This window comes from Microbacterium sp. NPDC055988 (genome assembly GCF_042269505.1).
Classification (GTDB): Bacteria; Actinomycetota; Actinomycetes; order Actinomycetales; family Microbacteriaceae; genus Microbacterium.
The window spans coordinates 3,196,046-3,219,739 of the sequence record NZ_JBHJXY010000001.1 but is presented as its reverse complement, the minus strand read 5'-3'; the positions used below and the strand labels follow the sequence as shown (position 1 = coordinate 3,219,739).

Below are 23,694 nucleotides of genomic sequence, written 5' to 3'. Positions count from 1 at the left end.
GCCTCTCGCTCTCAGCGCCCGTGCGGATCCGTGCGGTTGAGGGTGGCGACGACCTGGTCGTAGTCACCCCGGGCCTCGCCGTACCGGAGGAATTTCACGCGCTCGACCTGGATCTCCGTGGCATCCGGCTGTGACTCGAGCAGCCCCATCACCTCGTCCATGAACTCCTCGAGAGGCATCGCGGCCTCGTTCTCCTCGTGCCCCGGCATGAGGGCGGTGCGCACCGCCGGCGGTTCCAGCTCGACGACCGAGACGCTCGTGTCCGCGAGCTGCAGGCGCAGCGATTCGCTGAGCATGTGGATCGCGGCCTTGCTCGCGTTGTACGTGGGCGTCACCCGGAGAGGGGCGAAGGCGAGTCCGGACGAGACCGTCATGATCGTCGCGTCCGGCTGCGCGCGCAGGTGCTCGATGAAGGCGGCGATGAGGCGGATAGGCCCGAGGATGTTCGTGGTGACCGTCTCCTCGGCCGTGGCGAGGAAGCTCGAAGGCGTCGTCCAGTCCTCGGTGCGCATGACGCCGGCCATCGTGATGAGCACGTTCAGTTCGGGGTACTCGGCGAGTACCGTGCGTGACGCCTCGTCGATGCTGCCCGCATCCGCTGTGTCGATCCGTACCGTGTGGATGCCGGGATGCTCGGTGGCGATCGCCGTGAGGCGGTCCTGGCGACGCCCGCCCACGATCACCGTATTGCCACGGTCGTGGAGACGCACGGCGAGGGCGAGCCCGATGCCGCTGGTCGCACCGGGGATGAAGATGGTGTTTCCGCTGATGTTCATGTCTCCAGCCTCGGCGCCGCGCAGCTGCTGCTCCAGAGAGCGGTCATCCAGGGACTGCGGATCCCTGGCACGTGCACGGTCGCCGGTGGATACTGCAGGAGTGGATCGTGATGCACTGGCCGAATTCCTGCTCCGTCGGAGAGAGGCGCTGACGCCTGGAGACGTGGGGCTCTCGGCGGGCGCGCGTCGTCGCACCGCGGGGTTGCGCCGCGAGGAGGTGGCGCAGCTGGCGACGATGTCGGCCGACTACTACACGCGCCTCGAACAGCGGCGAGGACCGCAGCCCAGCGTGCAGATCCTCACCTCGCTCGCCCGGGCGCTGCGGTTGACCGAAGACGAGCGCGACTACTTGTTCCGGCTCTGCGGACACAGTGCTCCTGACCGCGCCCGCGTGACCGACTATGTGCGGCCCGGCATCCTCCGCGTGCTCGATCGACTGCACGACACCCCCGCCTTCGTCGTCTCGCTGCTCGACGAGGTGCTCGTGCAGAACGATGCCTCCCGCGCGCTCGTGGGCGACGCGAGCGCGCTCACCGGGCTCGACCGCAGCGGCATCTACCGGTGGTTCGCATATCCCGACGATGAGCGGCGTCGGTATCGCGAGGTCGATCACCCCCGACAGGCTCGTGCCCTCGTCGGGTCGCTGCGTGCGGCCCACGGCGTGATGGGGGCTCGTTCACGGGCAGGCGAGATCGTCGCAGAGCTGACGGCCCGCAGCCCGGAGTTCGTCGAACTGTGGGATGCGCATGAGGTGAGCCGCAGGTTCGAGCAGCACAAAGTCATGGTGCACCCCGAGCTCGGCGAGATCGAGGTCGACTGTCAGGCGCTCTTCACCGAAGACGAGTCGCAGGCGTTGATCGTGCTTACGGCGGCGCCGGGCAGCGAGGCAGCGAGCAAACTCGAGTTCCTGCGGGTGCTGGGGACGCAGAACGTCTGATCCGACGCGGATCAGGACTCCTCATGGGTCCTCGGGTCGGCGTCGAACAGTCGGGCGTCGGGGCGACCGAGTGCGGTGATCGCAGACACCTCGGCGTCACCGAGCACGATCTCCGCCGCCGCGAGGTTCGCCTCCTGGTGCTCCCGCGACGACGCCTTGGGGATCGACACCGTGCCTCGGGCGACGTGCCACGCGAGGACCGTCTGCGCCGGGGTCGCGCCGTGCGCGGCGGCGACCTCATGGATCACGGCCTCGTCGAGCAGCTCCTTGGCACGCCCCAGAGGGCTCCACGCCTCGGTGAGGATGCCGTGCTCGCGGTGGTAGGCGAGCTGCTCCTCCTGCGGGAAGTACGGATGTACCTCGATCTGATTGACGACCGGGCGCACGCCTGTCTCGCGCTCGATGCGCTCCAGGTGCTCCGGCAGGAAGTTCGAGACGCCGATCTGCCGCACCACTCCACGCGTCTGCGCGTCGACGAGCGCTGCCCACGCCTGGACGTACTCGTCCTGGCTCGGGTTCGGCCAGTGGATGAGGTGCAGGTCCGTCGCGTCGAGCCCGAGGCGCGAACGGCTCTCCTCGATGCTGGTGCGCGCCTTCGCGGACGAGTGGTGGCGTCCGGGCAGTTTCGTGGTGACGATGATCTCCGAGCGGTCGACGTGGGATGCGGCGACGCCTCGGCCGACCGAACCCTCGTTCTCGTAGTTGAAGGCCGTGTCGATGAGTCGGTATCCCGCTCCGATGCCCCCGGCGACGGCATCTGCTCCTGCATCGCCGTTGAGCGCATACGTGCCGAGCCCGATCGCCGGGAGGGCGAAGCCGTTGTGGGCGGTGAAGGTGGGGACAGTGGTCATCGGGACTCCTTCGGTGCGTTTCCTCCGAGCGTACGCTGAGGGAATGACAGCGGAGGCGGACATGGCGTCGGATGACATCGCGATCGAGAATGCGGTGCGATGCCCCTGCTCGTCGGGCGAGGTGTTCGGCGCGTGCTGCGGCCCGCTGCTGCAGGGGGCACCGGCTCCGACCGCCGAGCGCCTGATGCGGTCGCGGTACACGGCGTTCGGTCTGCACGACGCGACCCACCTGCTGCGCACGTGGCACCCGGCCTCCAGACCGCGCACGATCGACTTCGAGCCGGATCTCGAGTGGCGGCGACTGCTGGTGCTCGACCGTGTGGCCGGCGGGCCGTTCGACGACCAGGGCGTCGTGGAGTTCGAGGCCGTCTGGCGCCAGGGCACCGAGCGGGGTTCCCTGCACGAGCGCAGCCGCTTCGTCCGCGAGGACCGGCGGTGGTACTACGTCGACGGCGACGTGCGCTGATGGGCGGATGTCGCCGCAGCGACTAGATTTGAGTACGTGAACGCCAGCCCCGAGAACCAGCGCACCCTGCTCGACATCGCCGACCTCGACCGGCGCATCGCGCAGGCCGAGCGTGCCCGCACCAAGCCGAGCCAGGCGGGGCGGATCACCGAGCTCGTCGCCATCCGTCAGGAGCAGCTCCGCGAGCTCACGACACTCACCGGTACCCGCGACGACGTGCGCACCGAGCTGAAGCGACTGGAGTCCGATGTGGCCGTCGTCGAGGCGCGACGCAACCGTGACTCCGAGCGACTCGCCGCATCGACGAACTCGAAGGACGCGCAGGCGCTCGAGCACGAGCTCGCCAGCCTCGCCCGGCGCCAGAGCGACCTCGAAGATGCCGAGCTCGACGTCATGGGGCGGCTCGAAGAGGCAGAGGCCGCAGTCGCAGCACAGCAGGCGCTCCTCGAGACGACCACGGCTGAGGGGTCGGCCCTGACCGCGCAGGCCAAGGCCGATGTCGCCGCGGCGAGCGAATTGGGAGCGCAGCTGGCCCGCGATCGGGCAGCCGTGGCCGAGGGCGTCTCACCGGAACTCCTGGCCGAGTACGCGCGCCGCGCGACGAACAGTGCCGGCGCCGCACTTCTCACCCGCGGCACATGCGAGGGCTGCCGCATCCTGCTTCCCAGCACCGATCTGAACGATATCCGCCGCGCGGCGGAAGACCTCGTGGTCTCCTGCCCCGAGTGCGGCTGCATCCTCGTGCGCACCGAGGAATCCGGGCTCGCGTGAGCGGTGCCTGCGCCCGCCAGCGATGACAGCGCCGGCGTCGGGAATCGAACGACGAATCGCCCTCATCTCCGTCGGCGCGCAGGAGTACGTCGCGATCGAGCTCGATGCGGATGACGAAGAGCAGAACCGTACGTCTCTGCGTGCCGAGGAGCTCCCGGGGTGGGTCCGCTCCGCCGAAGACGCGGATGCTCCGCGGTGGATCATTCGCACCGCTGCGGAGACCTACGCCCTCCTTCTCGGCGGCGGCGTGGCGATCTCTCGCAGCCACGATCTGGTGCTGTGCCACGCGATCCTGCGCGACACGTCCGCTGTGCCCACCCCGCTTCCGGGAGCGCACGAGTGGGAACGGCGCGAACCGACCGTTGCCGCGCCGTCGCTGTTCGATGTGTTCGACGACGCCAGCGGAGACGATCCGATCGGCACGATGCTCGATCAGTACCGGGCCCAGCGCGAAGTGATGGCCGCAGCGCCGGATGGTCGCCTCACGCTGCTGTGCGCGGCCGAGTCGGCGGGTGGACTCATCGCGGAGGAGATGCGGGCCGCGGGATTGCCCTGGGACGAGGGCGTGCACGATGCGATCCTCACCGAAACGTTGGGTACCCGCCCGGTCGCCGGCGGGACGCCGAGCCGCATGGTCGAGCTCGGAGATCGGGTGCGGGAGCTTCTCGGTGACCCCTCACTCCACCTCGACAGTCAGCAGAAACTGCTCAGAGCGCTGCATCGCGTCGGAGTGCAGGTGGAGTCCACGAGTCGGTGGGAGCTCGCCGAGCACGACCACCCGGTGGTCGAGCCGCTGCTCGCATACAAGAAGCTCTCCCGTCTGCTCAGCGCTAACGGCTGGGCATGGCTCGCCGAGTGGGTGCACGAAGGGCGATTCCGTCCCGTGTACATCCCGGGTGGCGTGGTCACCGGGCGCTGGGCCTCTGCAGGCGGAGGCGCGCTGCAGCTCCCGCGGAGTCTGCGCCCCGCGGTGCGTGCCGACCCCGGATGGACGCTCATCGTGGCGGATGTCGCGCAACTGGAGCCGCGGATGCTCGCGGCCATGGCCTCGGATGAGGCGATGGCCCGGGCGGCGCGGGGGAGCGACCTCTACGCCGGTGTCGTCGCCTCCGGAGCAGTCGCCACACGGGAGGAGGCGAAGTACGCCGTCCTCGGTGCGATGTACGGCGCCACGACCGGTGACAGCGGGCGGCTCGTCCCGCGTCTGAGGAAGGTGTACCCGCGCGCCATGGCGCTCGTCGACGCGGCGGCACGCACCGGGGAGGACGGCGGCATCGTGTCCACCTGGCTCGGCCGGTCGTCACCCCGACCTTCGGTGGAATGGATGCGTCTGCAGGCGGATGCCACCGGCGCCGACGCCGATCCGGCGGTCGTGGCGCTCGCCCGGCGTAGGGCCCGCGACTGGGGGCGGTTCACCCGGAACTTCGTCGTGCAGGGCACGGCCGCGGAGTGGTCGCTGATCTGGCTCGCCGAGATCCGTCATCGCCTGCGGCAGATCCCCGAGGGGTACACCACGGCCGCGGCATCCGGTCCGTTCGCGCAGGCACCGCACCTGGCGTTCTTCCTGCACGACGAAGTGATCCTGCACGTGCCGCAGGAACACGCTGAGGCCGCTGCCGACGCTGTCCGTGAAGCGGCCGCTGTCGCCACGACCCGCCTCTTCGGCTCGTTCCCGATCGATGTACCGCTCGACCTCCGGATCGCGGAGTCCGCCGAGAAGTAGCGATGACGTCCGAGAAGTAGACTGAAGATGCGAATGGGTCGACTGGACGGCCGCGTGGCGGGTGACCGCACCGAGGAACGTCCGGGCTCCTCAGGGCAGGACGGTGGGTAACGCCCACCCGGAGCAATCCGCGAGAAAGTGCCACAGAGAGTAGACCGCCCCGCAAGGGGTAAGGGTGAAAGGGTGGTGTAAGAGACCACCGGGGGCCATGGTGACATGGCCCGCCAGGTAAACCTCGTCCGGAGCAAGGTCAGACAGAGGATGATGACGCGGCTCGCCGAGTCCTCGGGTAGACCGCTGGAGCGCCACGGCAACGTGTCGCCGAGAGAGATGGCCGTCGAAGGGGCGAAGAACCCCGGAACAGAACCCGGCGTACAGGTCGGCCCATTCGCCTCAGACATGAGAGGCCCCGATGACTGCAAGAGTCATCGGGGCCTTCGTCGTCAGGAACGGGTCAGGGTCAGTCGCCGGCGAGTGACGCCGCGCCGATGATGCCGGAGTTGTTGCGGTGGATCGCCGGGACGATCGGGGTCTTGAGGTCGAGCAGGGGGAGGAAGTCCCCGGCGTTCTTCGAGACGCCGCCTCCGACCACGAACAGGTCGGGGCTGAACAGGAACTCGATGTGCGAGTAGAACGCCTGCAGACGCTCGGCCCACGCGGCCCAGCTGAGACCCTCACGCTCGCGCGCCGAGGTCGCGGCGTACGTCTCGACCGACTCGTACTCGCCGAAGTTGAGGTGCCCGAGCTCGGTGTTCGGCAGCAGCACGCCGTCGTAGAGGAAGGCAGAGCCGATGCCGGTGCCCAGCGTCGTCAGCAGGGTGAAACCGCGCACGTCCCTGGCCGCGCCGTGGCGGGCCTCGGCGACGCCGGCGGCATCGGCGTCGTTCACGAACACGATGTTGCGGCCGAGCCCGTCGCGGAAGAAGCGCTCCGCATCGAAGTCGATCCATTCCTTCGACACGTTCGCCGCGGAGAGCGTCTTGCCGCGCTTGACGATCGCCGGGAAGGCGACGCCGAGCGGGAGTGTGGAGTCGTGCACGTCGAGGGTCTTCAGAACGGTCTGCACGGCGTTCAGGACATCCTGAGGCGATGCACCTTCAGGAGTGGGGACACGCACCCGGTCGGATGCCATGATTCCGTGCTCGAGGTCGACGATTCCTGCTTTGATTCCCGTGCCGCCGATGTCGACGCCGATCGCTTTTGCCATGGGCGATAGCTTAGCGACCGCGGTGCACGCCAGTAGGATCGATGACACCACGTGAAGAAGGGGCAGACATGTCTGACGGCGACCACAAGTACTGGTACAACTCCGAAACCGGCGAGGTCGAATTCGGCATGCTCTCGCCCTCCATCGACCGGATCGGGCCCTTCGACACGGAGGCCGAAGCCCGCCGCGCGCCCGAGGTGCTCAAGGAGCGTTCGCGCGCCTGGGCCGAGGAGGAGGCCGTGGAGCAGGGCTGGGACGTCAAGGGCTCGCAGGACGCGGGCGACGCAAAGGGCCGGGGCGCAGAGTAGTCATGGACAAGCAGAGGGATTTCGTCCTCCGGACGATCGAGGAGCGCGGCGTCAAGTTCGTGCGGCTATGGTTCACCGACGTCATCGGCACACTCAAGTCCGTGGCGATCGCTCCGGCCGAGGTCGAGGGTGCATTCGCGGAGGGCATCGGGTTCGACGGCTCGGCGATCGAGGGACTGACGCGCACCTACGAGTCGGACCTGCTCGCGCAGCCGGATCCGACGACCTTCCAGACGCTGCCGTGGCGCGGCGAGATCGATCCGACGGCGCGCATGTTCTGCGACCTGACGACGCCCGACGGCCAGCCGGCCGTCGCCGACCCGCGGCACGTGCTCAAGCGCACGCTCGCCAAGGCCGCGGATGCCGGGTTCACGTTCTACACGCACCCCGAGATCGAGTTCTACCTGCTCAAGTCGTCGTCGTTCGGACCCGACGGTCCCGTGCCGGTCGACTCGGCCGGCTACTTCGACAACGTTCCCGGCGGCACCGCGCACGACTTCCGCCGCCGCTCGGTGCGGATGCTCGAAGACCTCGGCATCTCCGTGGAGTTCAGCCACCACGAGGGCGGACCCGGCCAGAACGAGATCGACCTCCGGTATGCGGATGCCCTCACCACGGCCGACAACATCATGACGTTCCGCACGGTGATCAAGGAGGTGGCGATCGAGCAGGGCGTCTACGCGACGTTCATGCCGAAGCCGCTCAGCGATCAGCCTGGCAGTGGCATGCACACCCACATGTCGCTCTTCGAGGGCGACCAGAACGCCTTCTACGAGGAGGGCGCGAAGTACCAGCTCTCCAAGACCGGTCGACACTTCATCGCGGGTCTGCTGCGACACGCGAACGAGATCTCCGCCGTCACGAACCAGTTCGTGAACTCCTACAAGCGGCTCTGGGGAGGCGACGAGGCGCCGAGCTTCGTCACTTGGGGGCATGCGAACCGTTCGGCCCTCATCCGCGTGCCGATGTACAAGCCGAACAAGAGCCAGTCGTCGCGCGTCGAGTACCGCGGCATCGACTCCGCCTCGAACCCGTACCTCGCGTACGCGCTGCTGCTCGCAGCCGGACTCAAGGGCATCGAGGAGGGGTACGAGCTGCCGCCCGAGGCAGAGAACAATGTGTGGTCGCTGAGTGACGCCGAGCGGCGTGCGCTGGGATACGCGGCACTGCCGGCGAGCCTCGATCACGCTCTGGAGTACATGGAGGCATCCGAGCTCGTCGCAGAGACGCTGGGGGAGCAGGTCTTCAACTACGTGCTGCTCAACAAGCGCAAGGAATGGGAGGCCTACCGCGGCCAGGTCACCCCGTTCGAGCTGAAGAGCAACCTCGAGCTGCTCTGACCTGCGCCGATGGCCCGACCGGACGACTCCGTCTCCCTCTCCGCCCTGGCCAGGCTCGGTTTCGCCGAGTTGAGCGAGGCGGCGGCATCCCTGTCCGAGTTGGCCACGGTTCTCGGAATCTCGCGATCGTCGCTCCTCGAAGGTGCGGATGCCGCCGACCCCGACGCCGCGGTTCGGGGAATGGTCCGTGTCGCACGTCGGGACGCAGGACCCCTGAAGGCCCTGCTCGACAGCGCCGAGACGCGTCGCCGCGTGTGGCGGGTCTTCGGTGCCTCGGAAGGGCTGGCCGACTTCTTCCTCCGCCATCCGGATCAGCTCTCGGTGCTGGGGGAACCCCTCGACGCGTTGCCGTCACCGGAGTCGCTCCGTGCGCAGCTGCTGGCCTCGGTCGGCGCCCGAGACGGCTTCGCGACGTCAGCGGACGACGCGGCGGTCGTGGCCGTGCGTGTCGCCTACCGCCGCAGCCTCGCCGCCATCGCCGCCTACGACTTGACCCACCCGGAGCCGAAGACGGTGGTAGCCGCGGTGTCCGCCGCACTGTCGGACGCCGCCGGAGCGGCCTTGGAGGCCTCGCTCGCTATCGCACGCGCACGCGTCAGCGAGACCACCCCGCAGGAGCAGGTAGCGGCGACGCGGCTCTCGATCATCGGCATGGGAAAGGCCGGCGCCCGCGAGCTCAACTACGTCAGTGACGTCGACGTGATCTTCGTGGGCGGCACCAGCGACGAGGAGGTTGTGGCGGAGGCCCGCGCGATCGACATCGCGACCAAACTGGCCCGCGAGACGATGCGCGGTCTCGACAGCATCGAGGTGGAGCCCCCGCTGTGGGAGGTCGACGCCAACCTGCGGCCCGAGGGCAAGCAGGGTGCACTGGTGCGCTCGCTCGCCTCTCACCTCGCCTATTACGATCGCTGGGCCAAGAGCTGGGAATTCCAAGCGCTTCTCAAGGCGCGGCCTCTCGCCGGGGACTCCAGCCTGGGCGCCGAGTACATCGAGGCGGTACAGCCGAAGATCTGGTCCAGCGCCGCCCGCGAGGATTTCGTCGAGAGCGTCCAGCGGATGCGCGAGCGCGTGACCGAGCACATCGATCCGGACGACGCTCCGTATCAGCTCAAGCTCGGCGCGGGCGGTCTGCGCGATATCGAGTTCACCGTGCAGCTGCTCCAGCTGGTCCACGGCCTCACCGACGAGTCGATCCGCACGCGCGGCACGCTGGAGAGTCTCGATGCTCTCGTCGCCGGCGGCTACATCGGACGAGCGGATGCCGCGACGTTCGCTGACGACTACCGCGTGCTGCGGCTCATGGAGCACCGCCTGCAGCTGCGCGAACTGAGCCGCACGCATCTGCTTCCACGGACGCCGGCAGGCCTGCGCGTACTGGCCCGCAGCACAACCCTCGCAGAGAGCGGCGACGGCGTGTGGACACGGTGGGAGGCTGTGCGCCGCGAGGTGCGCGAGATCCACACTCGGCTGTTCTACCGTCCGCTTCTCAGTGCCGTGGCCAGTCTGCCCGAGGAGGAGCGCACGCTCTCCACGGCGCAGGCGCATGACCGCCTGGCGGCCATCGGGTTCCGGGATCCCGCGGGCGCCCTGCGGCACATCGGTGCACTCACGACCGGCCTCAGCCGCAAGGTGACGATCCAGCGGGCGCTGATGCCGATCATGGTGCGGTGGTTCGCCGACGGAAGCGACCCGGACTATGCGCTTCTCGCCTTTCGCCGGATCAGCGAACGACTCGGCGACACACCGTGGTTCCTCCGGATGCTGCGGGACTCGTCCGGCGCCGCCGAGAGCCTCACCCGGCTGCTGTCCTCGTCGCGCTACGTCGGGGAGCTGCTGGAGTGGATCCCCGAGTCGGTCGAATGGCTCGACAGCACCGACCGCCTGCGCCCCCGTGGGGCCGCCGCGCTCGACGAAGAGGCACGGGCCATCCAGACCCGTCACGAGACCATCGGTGACGCCCTGCGGGCGGTGCGGGCCCTGCGCCGGCGGGAACTGCTGCGCACCGCGATGGGCGCCGTCCTCGGCGTGCTGACGATCGAGGAGGTCGCGGTCGCCCTCACCGAGATCACCGAGGCGACCATCCAGGCGGCCCTGCGAGCCGTCATCCGCGACGTCGTCCCCGACGATGCCGCAGAACTCGATTTGGCGGTCATCGCCATGGGGCGCTTCGGAGGCGCCGAACTCGGCTTCGGTTCGGACGCCGACATCCTCTATGTGTACGACGCGAACGGCGTCGACTCCCAGCGGGCGCAGAAGCTCGCCACGCAGATCGTGGCCGGGCTCCGGGAGCACCTGACCGATCACCGGGTCCCGCTCGATCTCGACGCCGACCTCCGGCCGGAGGGCCGGAACGGACCGGTCGTGCGTTCGATCGGCGCGTACGCCGAGTACTACAGACGCTGGTCGCTCTCCTGGGAGGCGCAGGCCCTGCTTCGTGCGCGGGGCGTGGCCGGCAGCGCGAAGCTCATCGAGCGGTTCACGGCCCTCGCCGACACGATCCGCTACCCGGAATCGGTCGACCTTCAGGGCACGCGGGAGATCAAGAGGATCAAGGCCAGGGTTGAGGGGGAGCGGCTGCCGCAGGGCGCTGATCCGCGGCGTCATCTGAAGCTCGGCCCCGGCACGCTCAGCGACGTGGAGTGGCTGGTGCAGCTGCTTCAGCTGCAGCACGCGCATGCGATCCCCGGCCTGCGGACGACATCGACCCTCGGCGCGCTCGACGCCGCCGTCGCCGCCGATCTCGTGGAGGAGAGCGACGCCGAGCGCCTGCGGGAGGCATGGCGCCTGTCCAGCAGGCTCCGTTCGGCGATCACCCTGCTCACCGGGCAGACGAGTGATCTTCTCCCCGCGGATCGGCGCCAGCTGGATGCCATCGGCAGCCTGCTCGGGTACCCCGACCGCTCCGCGACAGAACTCGAAGAGGACTACCTCGGGGTCACGCGCCGTGCGCGCAAGACATTTGAGCACCTGTTCTACGGGTAGTCAGGCCCGTCGGTTTGCAGTATCGGGCGAGGTGTCCCAAGCTGACGATATGACCCATACGCGCATCGGAATCGTCTGGAATCCCTCCAAGGTCGAGAAAGACGTTCTCCAGGGCGCGGTGAGCGACGCGTTCGACGAGCAGTACGACATCCGCTGGTGGGAGACGACGCCGGAGGACCCGGGCCGCGGCATGGCGCAGGAGGCGCGTGAAGACGACCGTGGCATCGTCATCGCGGTCGGAGGAGACGGCACGGTTCGTGCGGTCGCGGAGTCGCTGGCGGGTTCGGAGACTGCCCTCGGGATCGTGCCGCAGGGGACCGGAAACCTCCTCGCCCGCAATCTCGAGGTGCCGCTGAACAACGTCCCCGCGGCGCTGGAGAGGATTCGGGACGCGGAGCCCCGACGCATCGATCTCGGGTGGGTGTCGTACGACGGCGCCGAGCACGCCTTCGCCGTCATGGTCGGGTTCGGGATCGACGCTCAGATGCTCGTCGAGACCGACGACGACCTCAAATCGAAGGCCGGCTGGCTGGCCTACGTCGAGGCGATGGGCCGCGCCCTGGCCGGTACCGAGATGACCGACATCACCCTCGCCATCGACGGGGAGAAGGCCGTCGCGGTGCGCGGCCACACCATGCTCATCGGCAATTGCGGGATGGTGCAAGGTGGCATCCGTCTGCTCCCCGATGCCGTGCTCGACGACGGCAAGCTCGATGTGCTCATGATCAGCGCCGACGGTGCTTTGCAGTGGCTGGACACGCTGCGCTCCTTCGTCTGGGACAACGGCATCCGACGAATCTTCGGGGCGACGGATGAGGCCGTCAGCACCGATTCCGCACGTCATCTGCCTGTCGAGCACATCTCGGTGCAGTTGGACACACCCCTGGTGTTCGAGATCGACGGCGAGGAGATGGGCGAGGTCTCGCAGTTCGACGTCCGCGTGCAGCCGGGGGCCCTGGTCATCCGCTGAGAGGTCTTCTTCCTGCGGAGCGTGCTTGTCAGGGGGTGGCGACCGGCGGCACGATCTTCCGGTCCTGAGCGGGGAACGTCACCTTCTGCACGATGATGATGATGCTCGCGGCGACCGGGATCGCGACGAGAGCGCCGAGGATGCCGCCCAGCGCGCCGCCGGCGACCGCGGCGATGACCACGAGTGCTCCGGGAACGGCGACGGCCTTGCTCATGATGCGCGGCGAGAGCACGTATGCCTCGATCTGCATGTAGATGAGGTAGTAGATGATCGCGATGAGCGCGGTCAGCGGCGACACGAAGAGGCAGATCAGCGAGTTGATGATCGATGCCGTCAGCGTTCCCACCAGCGGGATCATGGAACCGATGAAGGCGATGAGTGCGAGCAGCGCGGGGACCGGCGCCCCGATGATGCTGAGGAAGATCAGGCTGAGGATGCCGTTGATGAGCGCCAGGCTCGCCTGCCCGATCACGTAGCGACCGACCGCCCCGGAGACGTCCTCGAGCAGTCCGCTGAACGTGCCCCGCTGGTAGGCGGGGACGAAGCGCGCGGCGACGTGCTTCATGCTCCGCAGGGAGGCCATGAAGTACAGCGTCAGGATCAGGACGATCGTGATGCCGGTGAATCCACCGGCGATACCGGCGCCGACGGCGAACACGCCGCCGCCGATGTCGAGGAAGTTGTCCGGGTCGCCGACGAAGTCGAGGATGCCCTGGACGGCATCTTTGATGCTCGAGCCGAACTGGCCGCTGACGTCCTTGTACCAGGCGCTGGCCATGAAGTCCTCGACCATCTGCGGGCCGTCCTTGATCAGGTTGCTGATCTGCTCCACGAGGATCGGGACGATGGCGAGGATGATTCCCGCGAAGGCGAGGACCACACCGGCGACGACGATGGTGACGGCGGCCGGCCGGGGGAGTTTCTTCTCGATGAACGTGACGATCGGGTCCAGCCCGAGGGCGAGGAAGATCGCCACTCCGATGTACACGAGCACGGTCGCGAGCTGACCGACGATGCTGCCGACAGCGAGCGCGACCAGCACGCCGAGCGCACCGAGCAGACCGAACATGAACGGGTTCGTCCGCGCGTACGCGGCAACCGCGTTCGACGGCTGTGACGGTGCGGGCTCCACACGTGTGCGCGCCTCGGCTTTCGCGATCACTCTTCTACGGCGCATGGTTCCCCCGGTCGATGGTCAGACTCACCAGTTGACCATTCGCGTGCCCGGCGGTCAAGCACAGAGCCCGCGCGGCGCGGAGTCGGCCGCTTCTGCATCGGTCCCGGACCGATATGGTGGGATCGAGGGCCCTGTACCCGGGGGCCGGACTGCGGTGGGGAATCCGCATGGGGAGGGTTTCATTGTGCTGTGGGGACGCGTTCCATCGAGCGAAGTCGATCGATGGTCGACATTCGAACCGGAAGCGCCGCGTGCGCGGATGGGGAAACACACGCTGACTCTCTCCCGACGCCGCTGAGGTGGCTGGAGAGGACCGCCCGACGCCTTCTGCGGCGCCGGGCGTCGATAGAGTGCGATCGGGAGTCGTATCGTGCCCGTGATGAGGGCGCGCACTCTCGCCATGTTCGGGAGCGTTCGGATCCGGGAGTTCGTGTCCGGGCGGGATGACGCACGTTCGCGAGCTGATCGCGTGGCGGGGATGGTCGGACTGCACAGCGTCCGTTCCGGGAGCATCGACGTGGGTTCTCCGTCGGGAACACTGCGGCTGGTGGAGAACGATGCGTTCCTGCTCAACCACGATGCCGCCCTTCGGACAGCGCCGCTGGAGCGACTGCGCCTGCTCTCGATCGTCTTGCCCGCGGAGGTGCTCACTGGATTCGCGGCGCCGGCGCCCGGCGAGATCCGTCCCGTGTCGCGGTCGACGTCACTGCTCGATCCGGCAGTGGCGTTCGCCGAACGGGCGGCCGTCGTGGATGGGGATCCGGAGAGTGCGTTCGGGAACTACTACCTCGAGCGCCTGCTCCAGGAGATGGTGCTGGGAGTGGCCGTCGAAGCCACGCGCACCGCGGCGGCGGGTCTTCCGCCAGACCACCATCGCGACGCGCTGAACCTGATCATCGCGCAGGCCTCCGATCCCACGCTGTCGCCACGGGGCGTCGCCGGGCAGCTCCGCCTGTCTCTGCGTCAACTGCAGCGTGCCTTCCGGGCACGCGGCACGACGGTGGAACGGGAGATCCGACGGTCACGCGTCGAGCACGCGATGAGTCTGCTCACGGATCCCGCATACGACCGCTTGAGCATCGAGGAAGTCGGCCGTTACTCGGGTCTCTCCGGCGGGTCGAGCCTGGCGCGGGCGATGGCGCAGGAGGGGCGGCGAGCTCCGTCGGAGGTCCGGCGACGGCGGGAGGACTGACGCCCGTCGGCGGGGCGCGTCATACCCAGCGCGACGTCCATTGTCGGGAAAGCGACATGAGTGCGCCGGACAGGAGGTGCTCCTCGTTCTCGCTGCCAGCATGACCGGTGGTCGGTCGCACCCCCTCTCGCGGCTGCCGCACGAGCGCGGAACCCGCCGCGCGATCCACACGGCTCGAACTGGCGCGCCGATGCGTCGATATCCGCGCGGTCCGCGCCCTGCGGAACGACGGTGTGCCGCCCGGCACCGATGTGGATCATGCAGACCCCCGAAGGAGAACATCGAGATGAATGAGAACGAGAACCAGCGCGGCCGCGGCCTCGACCGCCGAACCATGATCAAGGCGGCGGCCTGGTCCGCGCCGGTCATTGCTGCAGCCGTCGCCACCCCGCTCGCCGCTGCGAGTGAGAACACGCCTGATCCCCAGCCGCAGCCGGCCCCCGGCGGAGGCCTCTCAGCGTGGCAGGGTGGCACCTCGGTCCAGACCTGGACGGCCTCGCAGCCGAACCGCGTGCAGGTGAACACGGGTCAGACCCTCGGATTCAATGCCTTCGACGGTGCCACCGGCGACCAGGAGCCGGCGGGCAAGTTCACTTCGGGGACCGTCACCGTCACCGTCGCATGGGGTGCCGGCAACGGCGTGACCAACCCGGGCAGCTACCGTGTCCAGGAGCAGAACCTTCACGGATGGACCCGCATCGGATCGCTTCCGGCCGAAGGTGCTTCGGGGAGCGTGACCTACACCTACAGCGGCGTGCTTAACGGCGCGGGGAACCTCGTGCAGCTGCCGGTGATCTGGCTCCTGCCGGCCGTGGGGGGCGGACTCGTCGACACCTACGTCAACACCACGCTCTCGTCGGACTTCCTCAGCGAGAAGACCTCCGGCTCGAAGGTGCCGTAAGCACCCACCGTGCCTCCGACATCAACAAGAGCCCGCCCCAGCGGAAGCTGAGGCGGGCTCTTGTCGATGCGATGCGGTCGTCAGACGCCGAAGTACAGCTCGTACTCGAACGGGTGCGGGCGCTGGGCCATCGGCAGGATCTCGTTCTCGTACTTGTACGAGATCCAGGTCTCGATGAGCTCCTTGGTGAACACGCCGCCCTCGAGGAGGAACTGGTGGTCGGCCGCCAGAGCGTCGAGCGAGTCGAGCAGCGAGTTCGGGACCTGGGGGATGTCCTTGGCCTCCTCGGGCGGGAGCTCGTAGAGGTCCTTGTCCACCGGCTCGTGCGGCTCGATGCGGTTCTTGATGCCGTCGAGGCCCGCCATCAGCTGCGCGGCGAAGGCGAGGTACGGGTTGCCGGAGGCGTCGGGCGCGCGGAACTCGATGCGCTTGGCCTTGGGGTTGGAGCCCGTGATCGGGATGCGGATCGCGGCGGAGCGGTTGCCGGCCGAGTAGACCAGGTTGACCGGAGCCTCGAAGCCCTTGACCAGACGGTGGTAGCTGTTCAGCGTCGGGTTCGTGAAGGCGAGCAGCGCGGGTGCGTGCGCCAGGATGCCGCCGATGTACCAGCGCGCGATGTCGCTGAGCTGACCGTAGCCGGCCTCGTCGTAGAAGAGCGGCTTGCCGTCGCTCCACAGCGACTGGTGCGTGTGCATGCCGGAGCCGTTGTCGCCGTACAGGGGCTTGGGCATGAAGGTCGCGACCTTGCCCCACTCCTCCGCGGTGTTCTTGACGATGTACTTGAACTTGAGGATGTCGTCCGCCGCGTGGACCATCGTGTCGAAGCGGTAGTTGATCTCCTGCTGGCCGCCGGTGCCGACCTCGTGGTGCGAGCGCTCGAGGATGAAGCCGGCGTCGATCAGCTTGAGGGTGATGTCGTCGCGGAGGTCGGCGGTCTTGTCCACCGGGCTCACCGGGAAGTAGCCGCCCTTGTACGGGGTCTTGTTGCCGAGGTTGCCGCCCTCTTCTTCGCGGCCGGTGTTCCAAGCGCCCTCTTCAGAGTCGACGCTGTAGAAGCTGGAGTTCGAGGTGACGTTGTAGCGGACGTCGTCGAAGATGTAGAACTCGGCCTCGGGGGCGAAGAACGCGGTGTCGGCGATGCCGGTGGAGGTGAGGTACTTCTCCGCCTTCTTGGCGACCTGACGCGGGTCCTTCGAGTAGATCTCGCCCGTGCGCGGGTTGTAGATGTCGAACAGCATCACGAGGGTGCTGGCCTCGCGGAAGGGGTCGACGTACGCGGTGGTGACGTCGGGGATGAGCTGCATGTCCGACTCGTGGATGCTCGCGAAGCCGCGGATCGAGGAGCCGTCGAACAGCTGGCCATCCGTGAAGAAAGCCTCGTCGACCGTCGATGCAGGAATGTTGAAGTGCTGCTGCACACCCGGGAGATCGGTGAAACGGATGTCAAGGAACTTGACGTCGTTCTCCTTGATGTAGCTCAGTACCTCGGACGAATCTTTGAACATGTACGACTCCTGTAATGCGGATCGATGGCTTCACGGCCACTCTGCAGAGTACGGACGGGGGATTTCTCTACGGTATCCGCTTTGTTTCGGGCGTGTTACGGGAGCCCGGTGACGAACGCGGTATTTCACGCTCGGTAGGCTGGGGGAGTGACGGATGCTGTGAACACGTACCCCGGTGAGCGACTCGGACTCCCGGAGTCGGGCCCCGGCAGCATCGCCCGGCCGGGCCGCCGCATCGGTGCGCTGCTCATCGACTACCTCGCCGCGACCATCATCGCCACCGCCTTCCTCGGTTACGACCAGTTCGCGCTGCCCACCGAAGCCGGGCTCACGCAGTTCGCTCCGATGCTGGTGTTCGCGGTGCTGCAGATCCTCTTCATCCCGACCGCGGGAGGCAGCCCGGGGCACCGGATCCTCGGGATGCGCGTGGTGCGCCGCGACGGTGGCTGGGTCGGGCTGTGGCGCCCGATCGTCCGCACACTGCTGCTCGTCGTCGTCGTGCCGGCGGTGATCTGGGACGCCGATCAGCGCGGCCTGCATGACAAGGCGGTCGGCGCCATTCTCATCCGCGCCTGAGCGCCGCGCTCAGATCTTGCCGCGGTTGCGGCGACGCGCCTCGCGGGGTGCTCGTCCTCCGAGGAAGGATCGTGCCGGGTCGACCGAGAATCCCTGCCGCAGCGCTTCTCTTCCGATCAGCATCCGGAAGCCCATTTCGTCGCGGTTGCTCAAGGTCACTTCGGCGAGTACTTCGCGGTCCACGAGACGGATCAACAGCTCCACCACGAGGCGTTGCTGCGCGTGTCCGGACGAGCTGCGCACGGCGCGTCGGTCGTGCACCGGGCACTCGACGATCACAGCATCTTCCTGACTGTCCTGCCAGGGTTTGACCTTGAAACGGACCCACGGCTGGTCGTCCTGTTCGAACTCCACGATGTCGAATGCGTGCAGCGACGAGGTGCGCGCGCCCGTGTCGATCTTGGCCTTCAGCCAGTCGACTCCGAGATCGGGCAGGCTCACCCATTCTCGCCACCCCGTAAGGGTGTTTGAATGGGGGGTAGTCCTACTCACCTGATACATCCTGGCAGGAAAATTCCCCCGTGAAGATCGCAGTGCTCTCCCGTGCGCCGCAGGCGTACTCCACCCAGCGACTGCGCGCAGCCGCGCTTCAGCGCGGACACAACGTCAAGGTGCTCAACACCCTGCGCTTCGCGATCGATCTCACAGCCGATGAACCGGACCTTCACTATCGGGGCCGTCAGCTCAGCGACTACGACGCGATCCTGCCGCGCATCGGCAACTCGATCACGTACTTCGGCACGGCCGTGGTCCGGCAATTCGAGCAGATGGACGTGTACACGCCGAACACCGCGAACGGGATCTCGAGTGCGCGCGACAAGCTGCGTGCGAACCAGATCCTGTCACGGCACAACATCGCGATGCCGCCGACCGCGTTCGTGCGCAACCGTGCAGACGTACGCCCGGCGATCGAACGCGTCGGTGGAGCGCCGGTCGTGATCAAGCTGCTGGAGGGTACCCAGGGAATCGGCGTCATCCTCGCCCCCCAGGTGAAGGTGGCCGAGGCGATCATCGAGACGCTGCACTCCACCAAGCAGAACGTGCTGATCCAGAAGTTCATCTCGGAGAGTCGGGGACGTGATATTCGAGCGCTCGTGGTGGGCGATCGGGTGGTGGCAGCGATGCGCCGATCCGCTGCCGGCGACGAGTTCCGCTCGAACGTGCACCGCGGTGGATCGGTCGAGGCCATCGAGCTCGACCCCCTCTACGAGCGCGCCGCCGTCCGTTCCGCGCAGATCATGGGTCTGCGCGTCGCCGGGGTGGACATGCTCGAGGGAGACGACGGACCGCTGGTCATGGAGGTCAACTCCTCGCCGGGGCTGCAGGGGATCGAGACGGCGACGAAGCTCGACGTGGCCGGCGCCATCATCGACTACATCGCCGGTCAGGTCGCGTTCCCCGAGATCGACGTGCGGCAGCGCCTCACCGTCTCCACCGGATACGGCGTCGCGGAGCTGATGGTGCACGGCGCGGTCGACCTGGTCGGCAAGACGCTGGGGGAGGCGGGGCTCTGGGAACGGGACATCACCGTCCTCACGCTCCATCGTGGGGTGAGCGTCATCCCCAACCCGCGCAAGCATGTCGTCCTGGAAGCCGACGATCGGCTGTTCTGCTTCGGCAAGCTCGATGAGATGCGCTCGATGGTTCCCGAGCGGCGTCGTCGGCGTGCGAAGGTCCGCCGGCTGCCCCGCCAGCCGCTCTCCGAATGAACGAGAGCGCGGCCGCCCTCCGAGGAGGACGGCCGCGCTGTTCGCTTCGGCATGCGGGGCTCAACGAGGTCGCTGCGAGCGCACCTTCGTCGGGTCGATCCCCTTGGGGATCGGCAGCGAGGACAACGACTGGGAGACCGAGTCCACGCGGCGGATGACCGCTGCCATGGTGGTCTTGTCGATGGCCTTCGGAAGCTTCTTGATCGTCTTCGCCAGGTCGGCGATCGCGACCTCGTCCTCGCCGTGTCCGACGTAGAGGACCGTGACCGGGACCCCGTGCGCGACGCGCTGAGCCTTGCTGCGCTCCTCGTTGACGAGGCGGGTCAGGCGGCCGCGCGCACCTTCGCCCACGACGACGATGCCACCGCGACCGATGGTGCGGTACACCGCCTCCTGCGTCTTCGGGTTGATCCCGACGGGCGTCTCCGAAGCCTGCCAGCTGCGGCCGAGGCTGGTGCTGAGCACGTGGCCGGTGGCGCCGGGCATTCCGTCGATCTTCGCGTACATGGCCGACGTCGACAGGCGGGTCATGAGGAAAAGCGCGCCGAGGACGCCGAGCATGAGGCCCGTGATGCCCCAGAGGACGAGGGTCCAGATCTGGAACGGCGGGATCAGATAGCCGGCGACGAGACCGAGGAGGACGCCGCCGACCAGGATCGCGAGCTGAGCCCACGGAAGCCATGAGTAGGCCTCGCGGGTGAACCGGAAGAGGGACTTGATCTGGGAGAAGAACCCAGGACGCTTTTCGGGTTCAGGAGCACGCTTTGCCATGGAGTCCAGCCTACCGAGTTCGCAGCCGCTGTGATGCCGTCGTTCGCGTCAAGCGGAGTCGAATGCGACGGCACTGTTCCTGCACAATCGCGGCCTCGGTCGGAACCTGTTCGCTGTGGCCCGGATCACGGAGAATCCGGGCTGTGGTGGGCTGTGATGGAGGCATGACAGACATCGGCACCCGTGATGCCGGGAGGACGGCCCTCCTGCCGGGGGCGCATCGCGTGGTACGGGTTCTCGACGCGGATGAAGGTCCGTTCGAGGGCGCGCTGGTCACTTCAGGGGACGCAGTGGCGGTGCGGATGGATGTCTCGGCCGTCGGCGGGTGGCTCGGATGGCGGTACTCGGGCGCGGAGCATGTCGCCGCCCCGATCGATGTCATCCGACGCCGCGGCGGCCACGACGTGCTGCTCCCGTGGTGCACGGACCGGGTCCTGGGGTTCCTGATCCGTCGTTCGGCCACGGGGGCAGCACTGAGGGCCGGGGAGTGCAGCACGCTCGTGGTCAGTCTGCTCCGCGGTCTCGACGAGATCGGTGAGGGCGGTGAGCCCGGCGAGGGCACGCGCACCGGAGCGTGGTGGGTGACCGACGACGGGCGTCCGGTGTTCGTCTTCGGGCCTGGTCAGGATGCGCGGGCCGGGGCCGAGGAGATCGTTCGGCGACTGGGCGAGGCCGCCTCGGACAAGGTGCTCAAGCGGGCGCTCACCACGGTCGCCAACGGCCTGGAGAAGGCATCCGTCCAGCCTCGCATCCCGCGAAGACTCCTCGACGTGTGGGAGCAGGAACTCCTGAACGTCGCCGCCCCTCAACCCCTCGATCGAGGAGCGCACGCTCCGGAACGGGCGCAGGACGTCGCGCGGGTAGCCATGACGTGCGAGTCGATTCTGCCGCGGAATGGTCAGCGGTTGCGGTCGGATCGTCGCAGGAAGAGCCGCGGGATCGTGGCTGTCGTCGTGACCGTCGCCGACGCGGGGAAAGCGTTCTTCGGGATCGCGGTCGCGCGGATCACGGCGGTGGACCGGGGCCGGCGAGGGCGCAGAACGCGTGCGGCCGAGGATGCGGGTACGCGGTCGCACCCGCGGCGACGTCCGTTCATCGTGGCGGCAGCCGTGGCCGCAGCCGTGCTCGCCGCAGGGCTGCTCTGGCCCGAGGGCGGTGACCCGGGCGAAGCTGATGCCGGAGGGCGACGGCCGGGCGAAACAGCGTCGGCGGTTACAGGGGGTGCACCTTCGGCGAAGCCCGCGTCGGAGGATGCCGACGGGCACGAGCTAGCCGAGGAGGCGGACACGAGGAAAGCGGCGGAGGAGTCGAGGGCGGCGGAAGATGCGGACAGGAGCAGCTCGTCGGTGGGAGACGATCCTGTGGCTGCAGCGGACGCTCTGTTCACGACGATCACCGAGTGCCGCGTACGCGCGGACTCTGCCTGCCCTGACGCCGTGGCCCCCGGGTCCGACGGTGTGGTGAACGAGCTCGTGGCGGCACCGGGGACAGCCGTCGAGTTGGTCGACGACTATGGGGACGTCGCCGTGGTGCGGCTCGACGTCGATGACCCGGACAGCGAGATGAAAGAGCCCGGAACCCGTCAACCGAGGCACCAGGTAGTCGTGCTCATCCGCACAGAAGAGAAATGGCTGGTCCGCGACGTCTATGACGTCACGGACCAGCCATGAGGTTATCTCTCGGGTCAGGCGCCGAGCTGAGCGGCGAACTGTGCCGACTCGAGGCGGGCCTTCACGGCGCCCAGGAACCGTGCCGCATCCGCGCCGTCGATGATCCGGTGATCGTACGAGAGCGCGAGGTAAACGTAGGAACGGATCGCGATGGCATCCGCACCGCCGACCTTCACGAGGCCGGGACGCTTGACGACCGTGCCGGTGCCGAGAATCGCGGACTGCGGAAGGAAGACGACCGGAGTGTCGAACAGCGCGCCCCGCGAACCGGTGTTGGTCAGCGTGAAGGTGCCGCCGGCGAGCTCGTCGGGCTTCAGCTTGTTGTCGCGCGTGCGGGCGGCGAGATCGGCGATCTCGTGTGCGATCTGAGCGATGTTCTTCGAGGCCGCGTCGCGCAGCACCGGCGTGAGCAGGCCGCGCTCGGTGTCGACCGCGATCGACACGTTCTCGCTCGCCGGGTACACGATGTTCTCGCCGTCGACCGTCGCATTCACGATCGGGAAGGCCTGCAGCGCCTCGGCGGTCGCCAGCGCGAAGAACGGCAGGAACGACAGCTTGTCGCCGGTCTTCTCGAGGAACGAGGCCTTCACGCTGTCGCGGTAGTCGGCCAGCGCCGTGACGTCGACCTCGACCACCGTGGTCAGTTGAGCGGTCTGCTGCATCGACTCGACGGCACGCTTGGCCAGAACCTTGCGCAGACGCGACATCGGCTGCGTGGTGCCGCGCAGCGGGGAAACCTCGAGCGGCGCCGGTGCCGGTGCCGATGCAGCGGCCGCAGCGGGTGTGGTCGCGGTCTCAGCGGCCTTGAGGACGTCTTCCTTGCGGATGCGACCACCCACACCGGTTCCGGTGACAGAGGCGAGGTCCACGCCCTGCTGCGCGGCCAGGCGCCGCACCAACGGAGTCACGTACAGGTTGTCGTTCTCGGTGGGCAGCGCGAGCTTCTGCGCGGCCGGAGCCGGAGCAGCGGCGGGTGCCGGAGCGGCGGCCGGAGCCGGAGCGGCGGCGGGTGCCGGAGCGGCGGCGGGTGCCGGAGCGGCGGCCGGAGCCGGAGCGGCGGGCGCTGCCGGGGCGGCCGGTGCTTCCGCTGCCGGAGCGGCCGGTGCCTCAGCCGGAGCGGCCGGGGCAGCGCCGGAGCCGACGCGAGCGAGTACTGCACCGACGGCGACGGTCTCATCTTCGCCGGCGACGATCTCCTGCAGTACACCGGCGACCGGCGACGGGATCTCGGTGTCGACCTTGTCGGTCGAGATCTCCAGAAGTGCCTCGTCAACGGCGATGCTGTCGCCGACCTGCTTGAGCCAGCGGGTCACAGTGCCCTCGGTCACGCTCTCACCGAGCTCGGGGAGCACGATGTCGGTCGCATCGCCGGCGGGAGCAGACTCCGCAGCCGGCGTCTCAGCGGCCGGAGCAGGTGCGGACTCGGCGGCCGGAGCAGGTGCGGACTCGGCGGCCGGAGCAGGTGCGGACTCGGCAGGGGCGGCCTCGGCAGGCGCAGCTTCCGCGGGTGCAGCCTCGGCCGCGGCAGGGGCGTCGCCGGCAGGAGCCGACTCGCTGCCATCGCCGATTCGCGCGAGAAGCGCACCGACCTCGACGGTCTCGTCTTCGGCCACGAGGATCTCCTCGATGACGCCGGAAACGGGGGAGGGGATCTCGGTGTCGACCTTGTCGGTCGAGATCTCGAGCAGGCCCTCATCCGCCTGCACGGTGTCTCCCACCTGCTTGAGCCAGCGGGTGACCGTACCCTCTGTGACGCTCTCGCCGAGAGCGGGGAGGACGACGGATGTGCTCATGACTGAGTCTCCTTCAGGAAGTTGTATGACGCTTGTCTAGCTTAGTGACTCGGGCACCGGTTGGTG

General features: G+C 68.2%; 21 protein-coding genes and 1 other RNA gene. 14 read left to right on the top strand and 8 right to left on the bottom strand.

Annotated elements, in window-relative coordinates; all coding sequences use genetic code 11:
* Window positions 1-11: 11 nt before the first annotated feature.
* Entirely contained in the window at window positions 12-776 is a 765-nt protein-coding gene (locus ACFC14_RS15420; protein ID WP_376106273.1) for an SDR family oxidoreductase, read from the bottom strand.
* 100 nt (window positions 777-876) lie between these two features.
* Here ACFC14_RS15420 and ACFC14_RS15415 point away from each other — a divergent pair, with 100 nt between their 5' ends.
* A complete protein-coding gene (locus tag ACFC14_RS15415; RefSeq protein ID WP_376106270.1) occupies window positions 877-1,713 on the top strand; it encodes a helix-turn-helix transcriptional regulator in 837 nt (278 codons plus the stop codon).
* An 11-nt stretch (window positions 1,714-1,724) separates the two neighbouring features.
* Here the strand turns inward: ACFC14_RS15415 and ACFC14_RS15410 are convergent, their stop codons facing one another.
* Complete coding sequence (locus tag ACFC14_RS15410) at window positions 1,725-2,564, bottom strand: aldo/keto reductase (RefSeq protein WP_376106267.1); 840 nt, start codon at window positions 2,562-2,564, stop codon at window positions 1,725-1,727.
* A 43-nt stretch (window positions 2,565-2,607) separates the two neighbouring features.
* On the opposite strand from ACFC14_RS15410, the gene ACFC14_RS15405 reads away from it, so the two are divergent.
* The 4 genes from ACFC14_RS15405 (at window position 2,608) to rnpB (ending at window position 5,915) form a co-directional block, all read left to right on the top strand.
* Window positions 2,608-3,030: a YchJ family protein gene (locus ACFC14_RS15405; protein WP_376106264.1), complete on the top strand. Its 423-nt coding sequence runs from the start codon at window positions 2,608-2,610 to the stop codon at window positions 3,028-3,030.
* Between the two features lie 36 nt (window positions 3,031-3,066).
* On the top strand, window positions 3,067-3,801 hold the full coding sequence (locus ACFC14_RS15400) for a zinc ribbon domain-containing protein (protein WP_376106261.1): 735 nt from the start codon (window positions 3,067-3,069) through the stop codon (window positions 3,799-3,801).
* A gap of 22 nt (window positions 3,802-3,823) precedes the next feature.
* Entirely contained in the window at window positions 3,824-5,524 is a 1,701-nt protein-coding gene (locus ACFC14_RS15395) for a bifunctional 3'-5' exonuclease/DNA polymerase (protein WP_376106258.1), read from the top strand.
* A 34-nt stretch (window positions 5,525-5,558) separates the two neighbouring features.
* Window positions 5,559-5,915, top strand: an RNA gene (gene rnpB, locus ACFC14_RS15390) — RNase P RNA component class A.
* A gap of 69 nt (window positions 5,916-5,984) precedes the next feature.
* Here rnpB and ppgK read toward each other — a convergent pair.
* A complete protein-coding gene (ppgK, locus tag ACFC14_RS15385) occupies window positions 5,985-6,731 on the bottom strand; it encodes a polyphosphate--glucose phosphotransferase (protein ID WP_029261802.1) in 747 nt (248 codons plus the stop codon).
* A gap of 68 nt (window positions 6,732-6,799) precedes the next feature.
* On the opposite strand from ppgK, the gene ACFC14_RS15380 reads away from it, so the two are divergent.
* The 4 genes from ACFC14_RS15380 to ACFC14_RS15365 are packed head-to-tail and all read left to right on the top strand — an operon-like array spanning window position 6,800 to window position 12,334.
* Window positions 6,800-7,039, top strand: coding sequence for an SPOR domain-containing protein (locus tag ACFC14_RS15380; RefSeq protein ID WP_376106255.1), 240 nt, complete (start codon window positions 6,800-6,802; stop codon window positions 7,037-7,039).
* 2 nt (window positions 7,040-7,041) lie between these two features.
* Window positions 7,042-8,379, top strand: coding sequence for a type I glutamate--ammonia ligase (glnA, locus tag ACFC14_RS15375; protein WP_376106252.1), 1,338 nt, complete (start codon window positions 7,042-7,044; stop codon window positions 8,377-8,379).
* A gap of 9 nt (window positions 8,380-8,388) precedes the next feature.
* Complete coding sequence (locus tag ACFC14_RS15370) at window positions 8,389-11,364, top strand: bifunctional [glutamine synthetase] adenylyltransferase/[glutamine synthetase]-adenylyl-L-tyrosine phosphorylase (protein WP_376106249.1); 2,976 nt, start codon at window positions 8,389-8,391, stop codon at window positions 11,362-11,364.
* A gap of 49 nt (window positions 11,365-11,413) precedes the next feature.
* Entirely contained in the window at window positions 11,414-12,334 is a 921-nt protein-coding gene (locus ACFC14_RS15365) for a diacylglycerol/lipid kinase family protein (protein ID WP_376106246.1), read from the top strand.
* Between the two features lie 28 nt (window positions 12,335-12,362).
* Here the strand turns inward: ACFC14_RS15365 and ACFC14_RS15360 are convergent, their stop codons facing one another.
* The gene (locus ACFC14_RS15360; RefSeq protein ID WP_376106244.1) at window positions 12,363-13,511 is read right to left on the bottom strand and encodes an AI-2E family transporter; all 1,149 of its coding nucleotides are present in this window, start codon (window positions 13,509-13,511) and stop codon (window positions 12,363-12,365) included.
* A 547-nt stretch (window positions 13,512-14,058) separates the two neighbouring features.
* Here ACFC14_RS15360 and ACFC14_RS15355 point away from each other — a divergent pair.
* Together ACFC14_RS15355 and ACFC14_RS15350 are read left to right on the top strand one after the other, a co-directional pair.
* On the top strand, window positions 14,059-14,703 hold the full coding sequence (locus ACFC14_RS15355) for a helix-turn-helix domain-containing protein (protein WP_376106241.1): 645 nt from the start codon (window positions 14,059-14,061) through the stop codon (window positions 14,701-14,703).
* A gap of 286 nt (window positions 14,704-14,989) precedes the next feature.
* A complete protein-coding gene (locus ACFC14_RS15350) occupies window positions 14,990-15,604 on the top strand; it encodes a hypothetical protein (protein ID WP_376106238.1) in 615 nt (204 codons plus the stop codon).
* 80 nt (window positions 15,605-15,684) lie between these two features.
* On the opposite strand, the gene glnA (ACFC14_RS15345) is transcribed toward ACFC14_RS15350, so the two are convergent.
* Window positions 15,685-17,109: a type I glutamate--ammonia ligase gene (glnA, locus tag ACFC14_RS15345; protein WP_021200702.1), complete on the bottom strand. Its 1,425-nt coding sequence runs from the start codon at window positions 17,107-17,109 to the stop codon at window positions 15,685-15,687.
* Between the two features lie 147 nt (window positions 17,110-17,256).
* Here glnA (ACFC14_RS15345) and ACFC14_RS15340 point away from each other — a divergent pair, with 147 nt between their 5' ends.
* Window positions 17,257-17,685: an RDD family protein gene (locus ACFC14_RS15340; protein WP_376106235.1), complete on the top strand. Its 429-nt coding sequence runs from the start codon at window positions 17,257-17,259 to the stop codon at window positions 17,683-17,685.
* 9 nt (window positions 17,686-17,694) lie between these two features.
* Here the strand turns inward: ACFC14_RS15340 and ACFC14_RS15335 are convergent, their stop codons facing one another.
* On the bottom strand, window positions 17,695-18,186 hold the full coding sequence (locus tag ACFC14_RS15335; protein WP_376106232.1) for an ATP-dependent zinc protease: 492 nt from the start codon (window positions 18,184-18,186) through the stop codon (window positions 17,695-17,697).
* Window positions 18,187-18,206: 20 nt separating this feature from the next.
* Here ACFC14_RS15335 and ACFC14_RS15330 point away from each other — a divergent pair, with 20 nt between their 5' ends.
* On the top strand, window positions 18,207-19,394 hold the full coding sequence (locus ACFC14_RS15330; protein ID WP_376106229.1) for a RimK family alpha-L-glutamate ligase: 1,188 nt from the start codon (window positions 18,207-18,209) through the stop codon (window positions 19,392-19,394).
* A gap of 60 nt (window positions 19,395-19,454) precedes the next feature.
* On the opposite strand, the gene ACFC14_RS15325 is transcribed toward ACFC14_RS15330, so the two are convergent.
* Window positions 19,455-20,165, bottom strand: a complete 711-nt coding sequence (locus tag ACFC14_RS15325) for a DUF4191 domain-containing protein (protein ID WP_376106226.1) — start codon at window positions 20,163-20,165, stop codon at window positions 19,455-19,457.
* 164 nt (window positions 20,166-20,329) lie between these two features.
* On the opposite strand from ACFC14_RS15325, the gene ACFC14_RS15320 reads away from it, so the two are divergent.
* Entirely contained in the window at window positions 20,330-21,835 is a 1,506-nt protein-coding gene (locus ACFC14_RS15320) for a hypothetical protein (protein WP_376106223.1), read from the top strand.
* Window positions 21,836-21,849: 14 nt separating this feature from the next.
* Here the strand turns inward: ACFC14_RS15320 and sucB are convergent, their stop codons facing one another.
* Window positions 21,850-23,628 carry a 2-oxoglutarate dehydrogenase, E2 component, dihydrolipoamide succinyltransferase gene (gene sucB / locus ACFC14_RS15315; protein WP_376106220.1) on the bottom strand — a complete coding sequence of 593 codons (1,779 nt, stop codon included), beginning with the start codon at window positions 23,626-23,628 and terminating at the stop codon, window positions 21,850-21,852.
* Window positions 23,629-23,694: the final 66 nt, after the last annotated feature.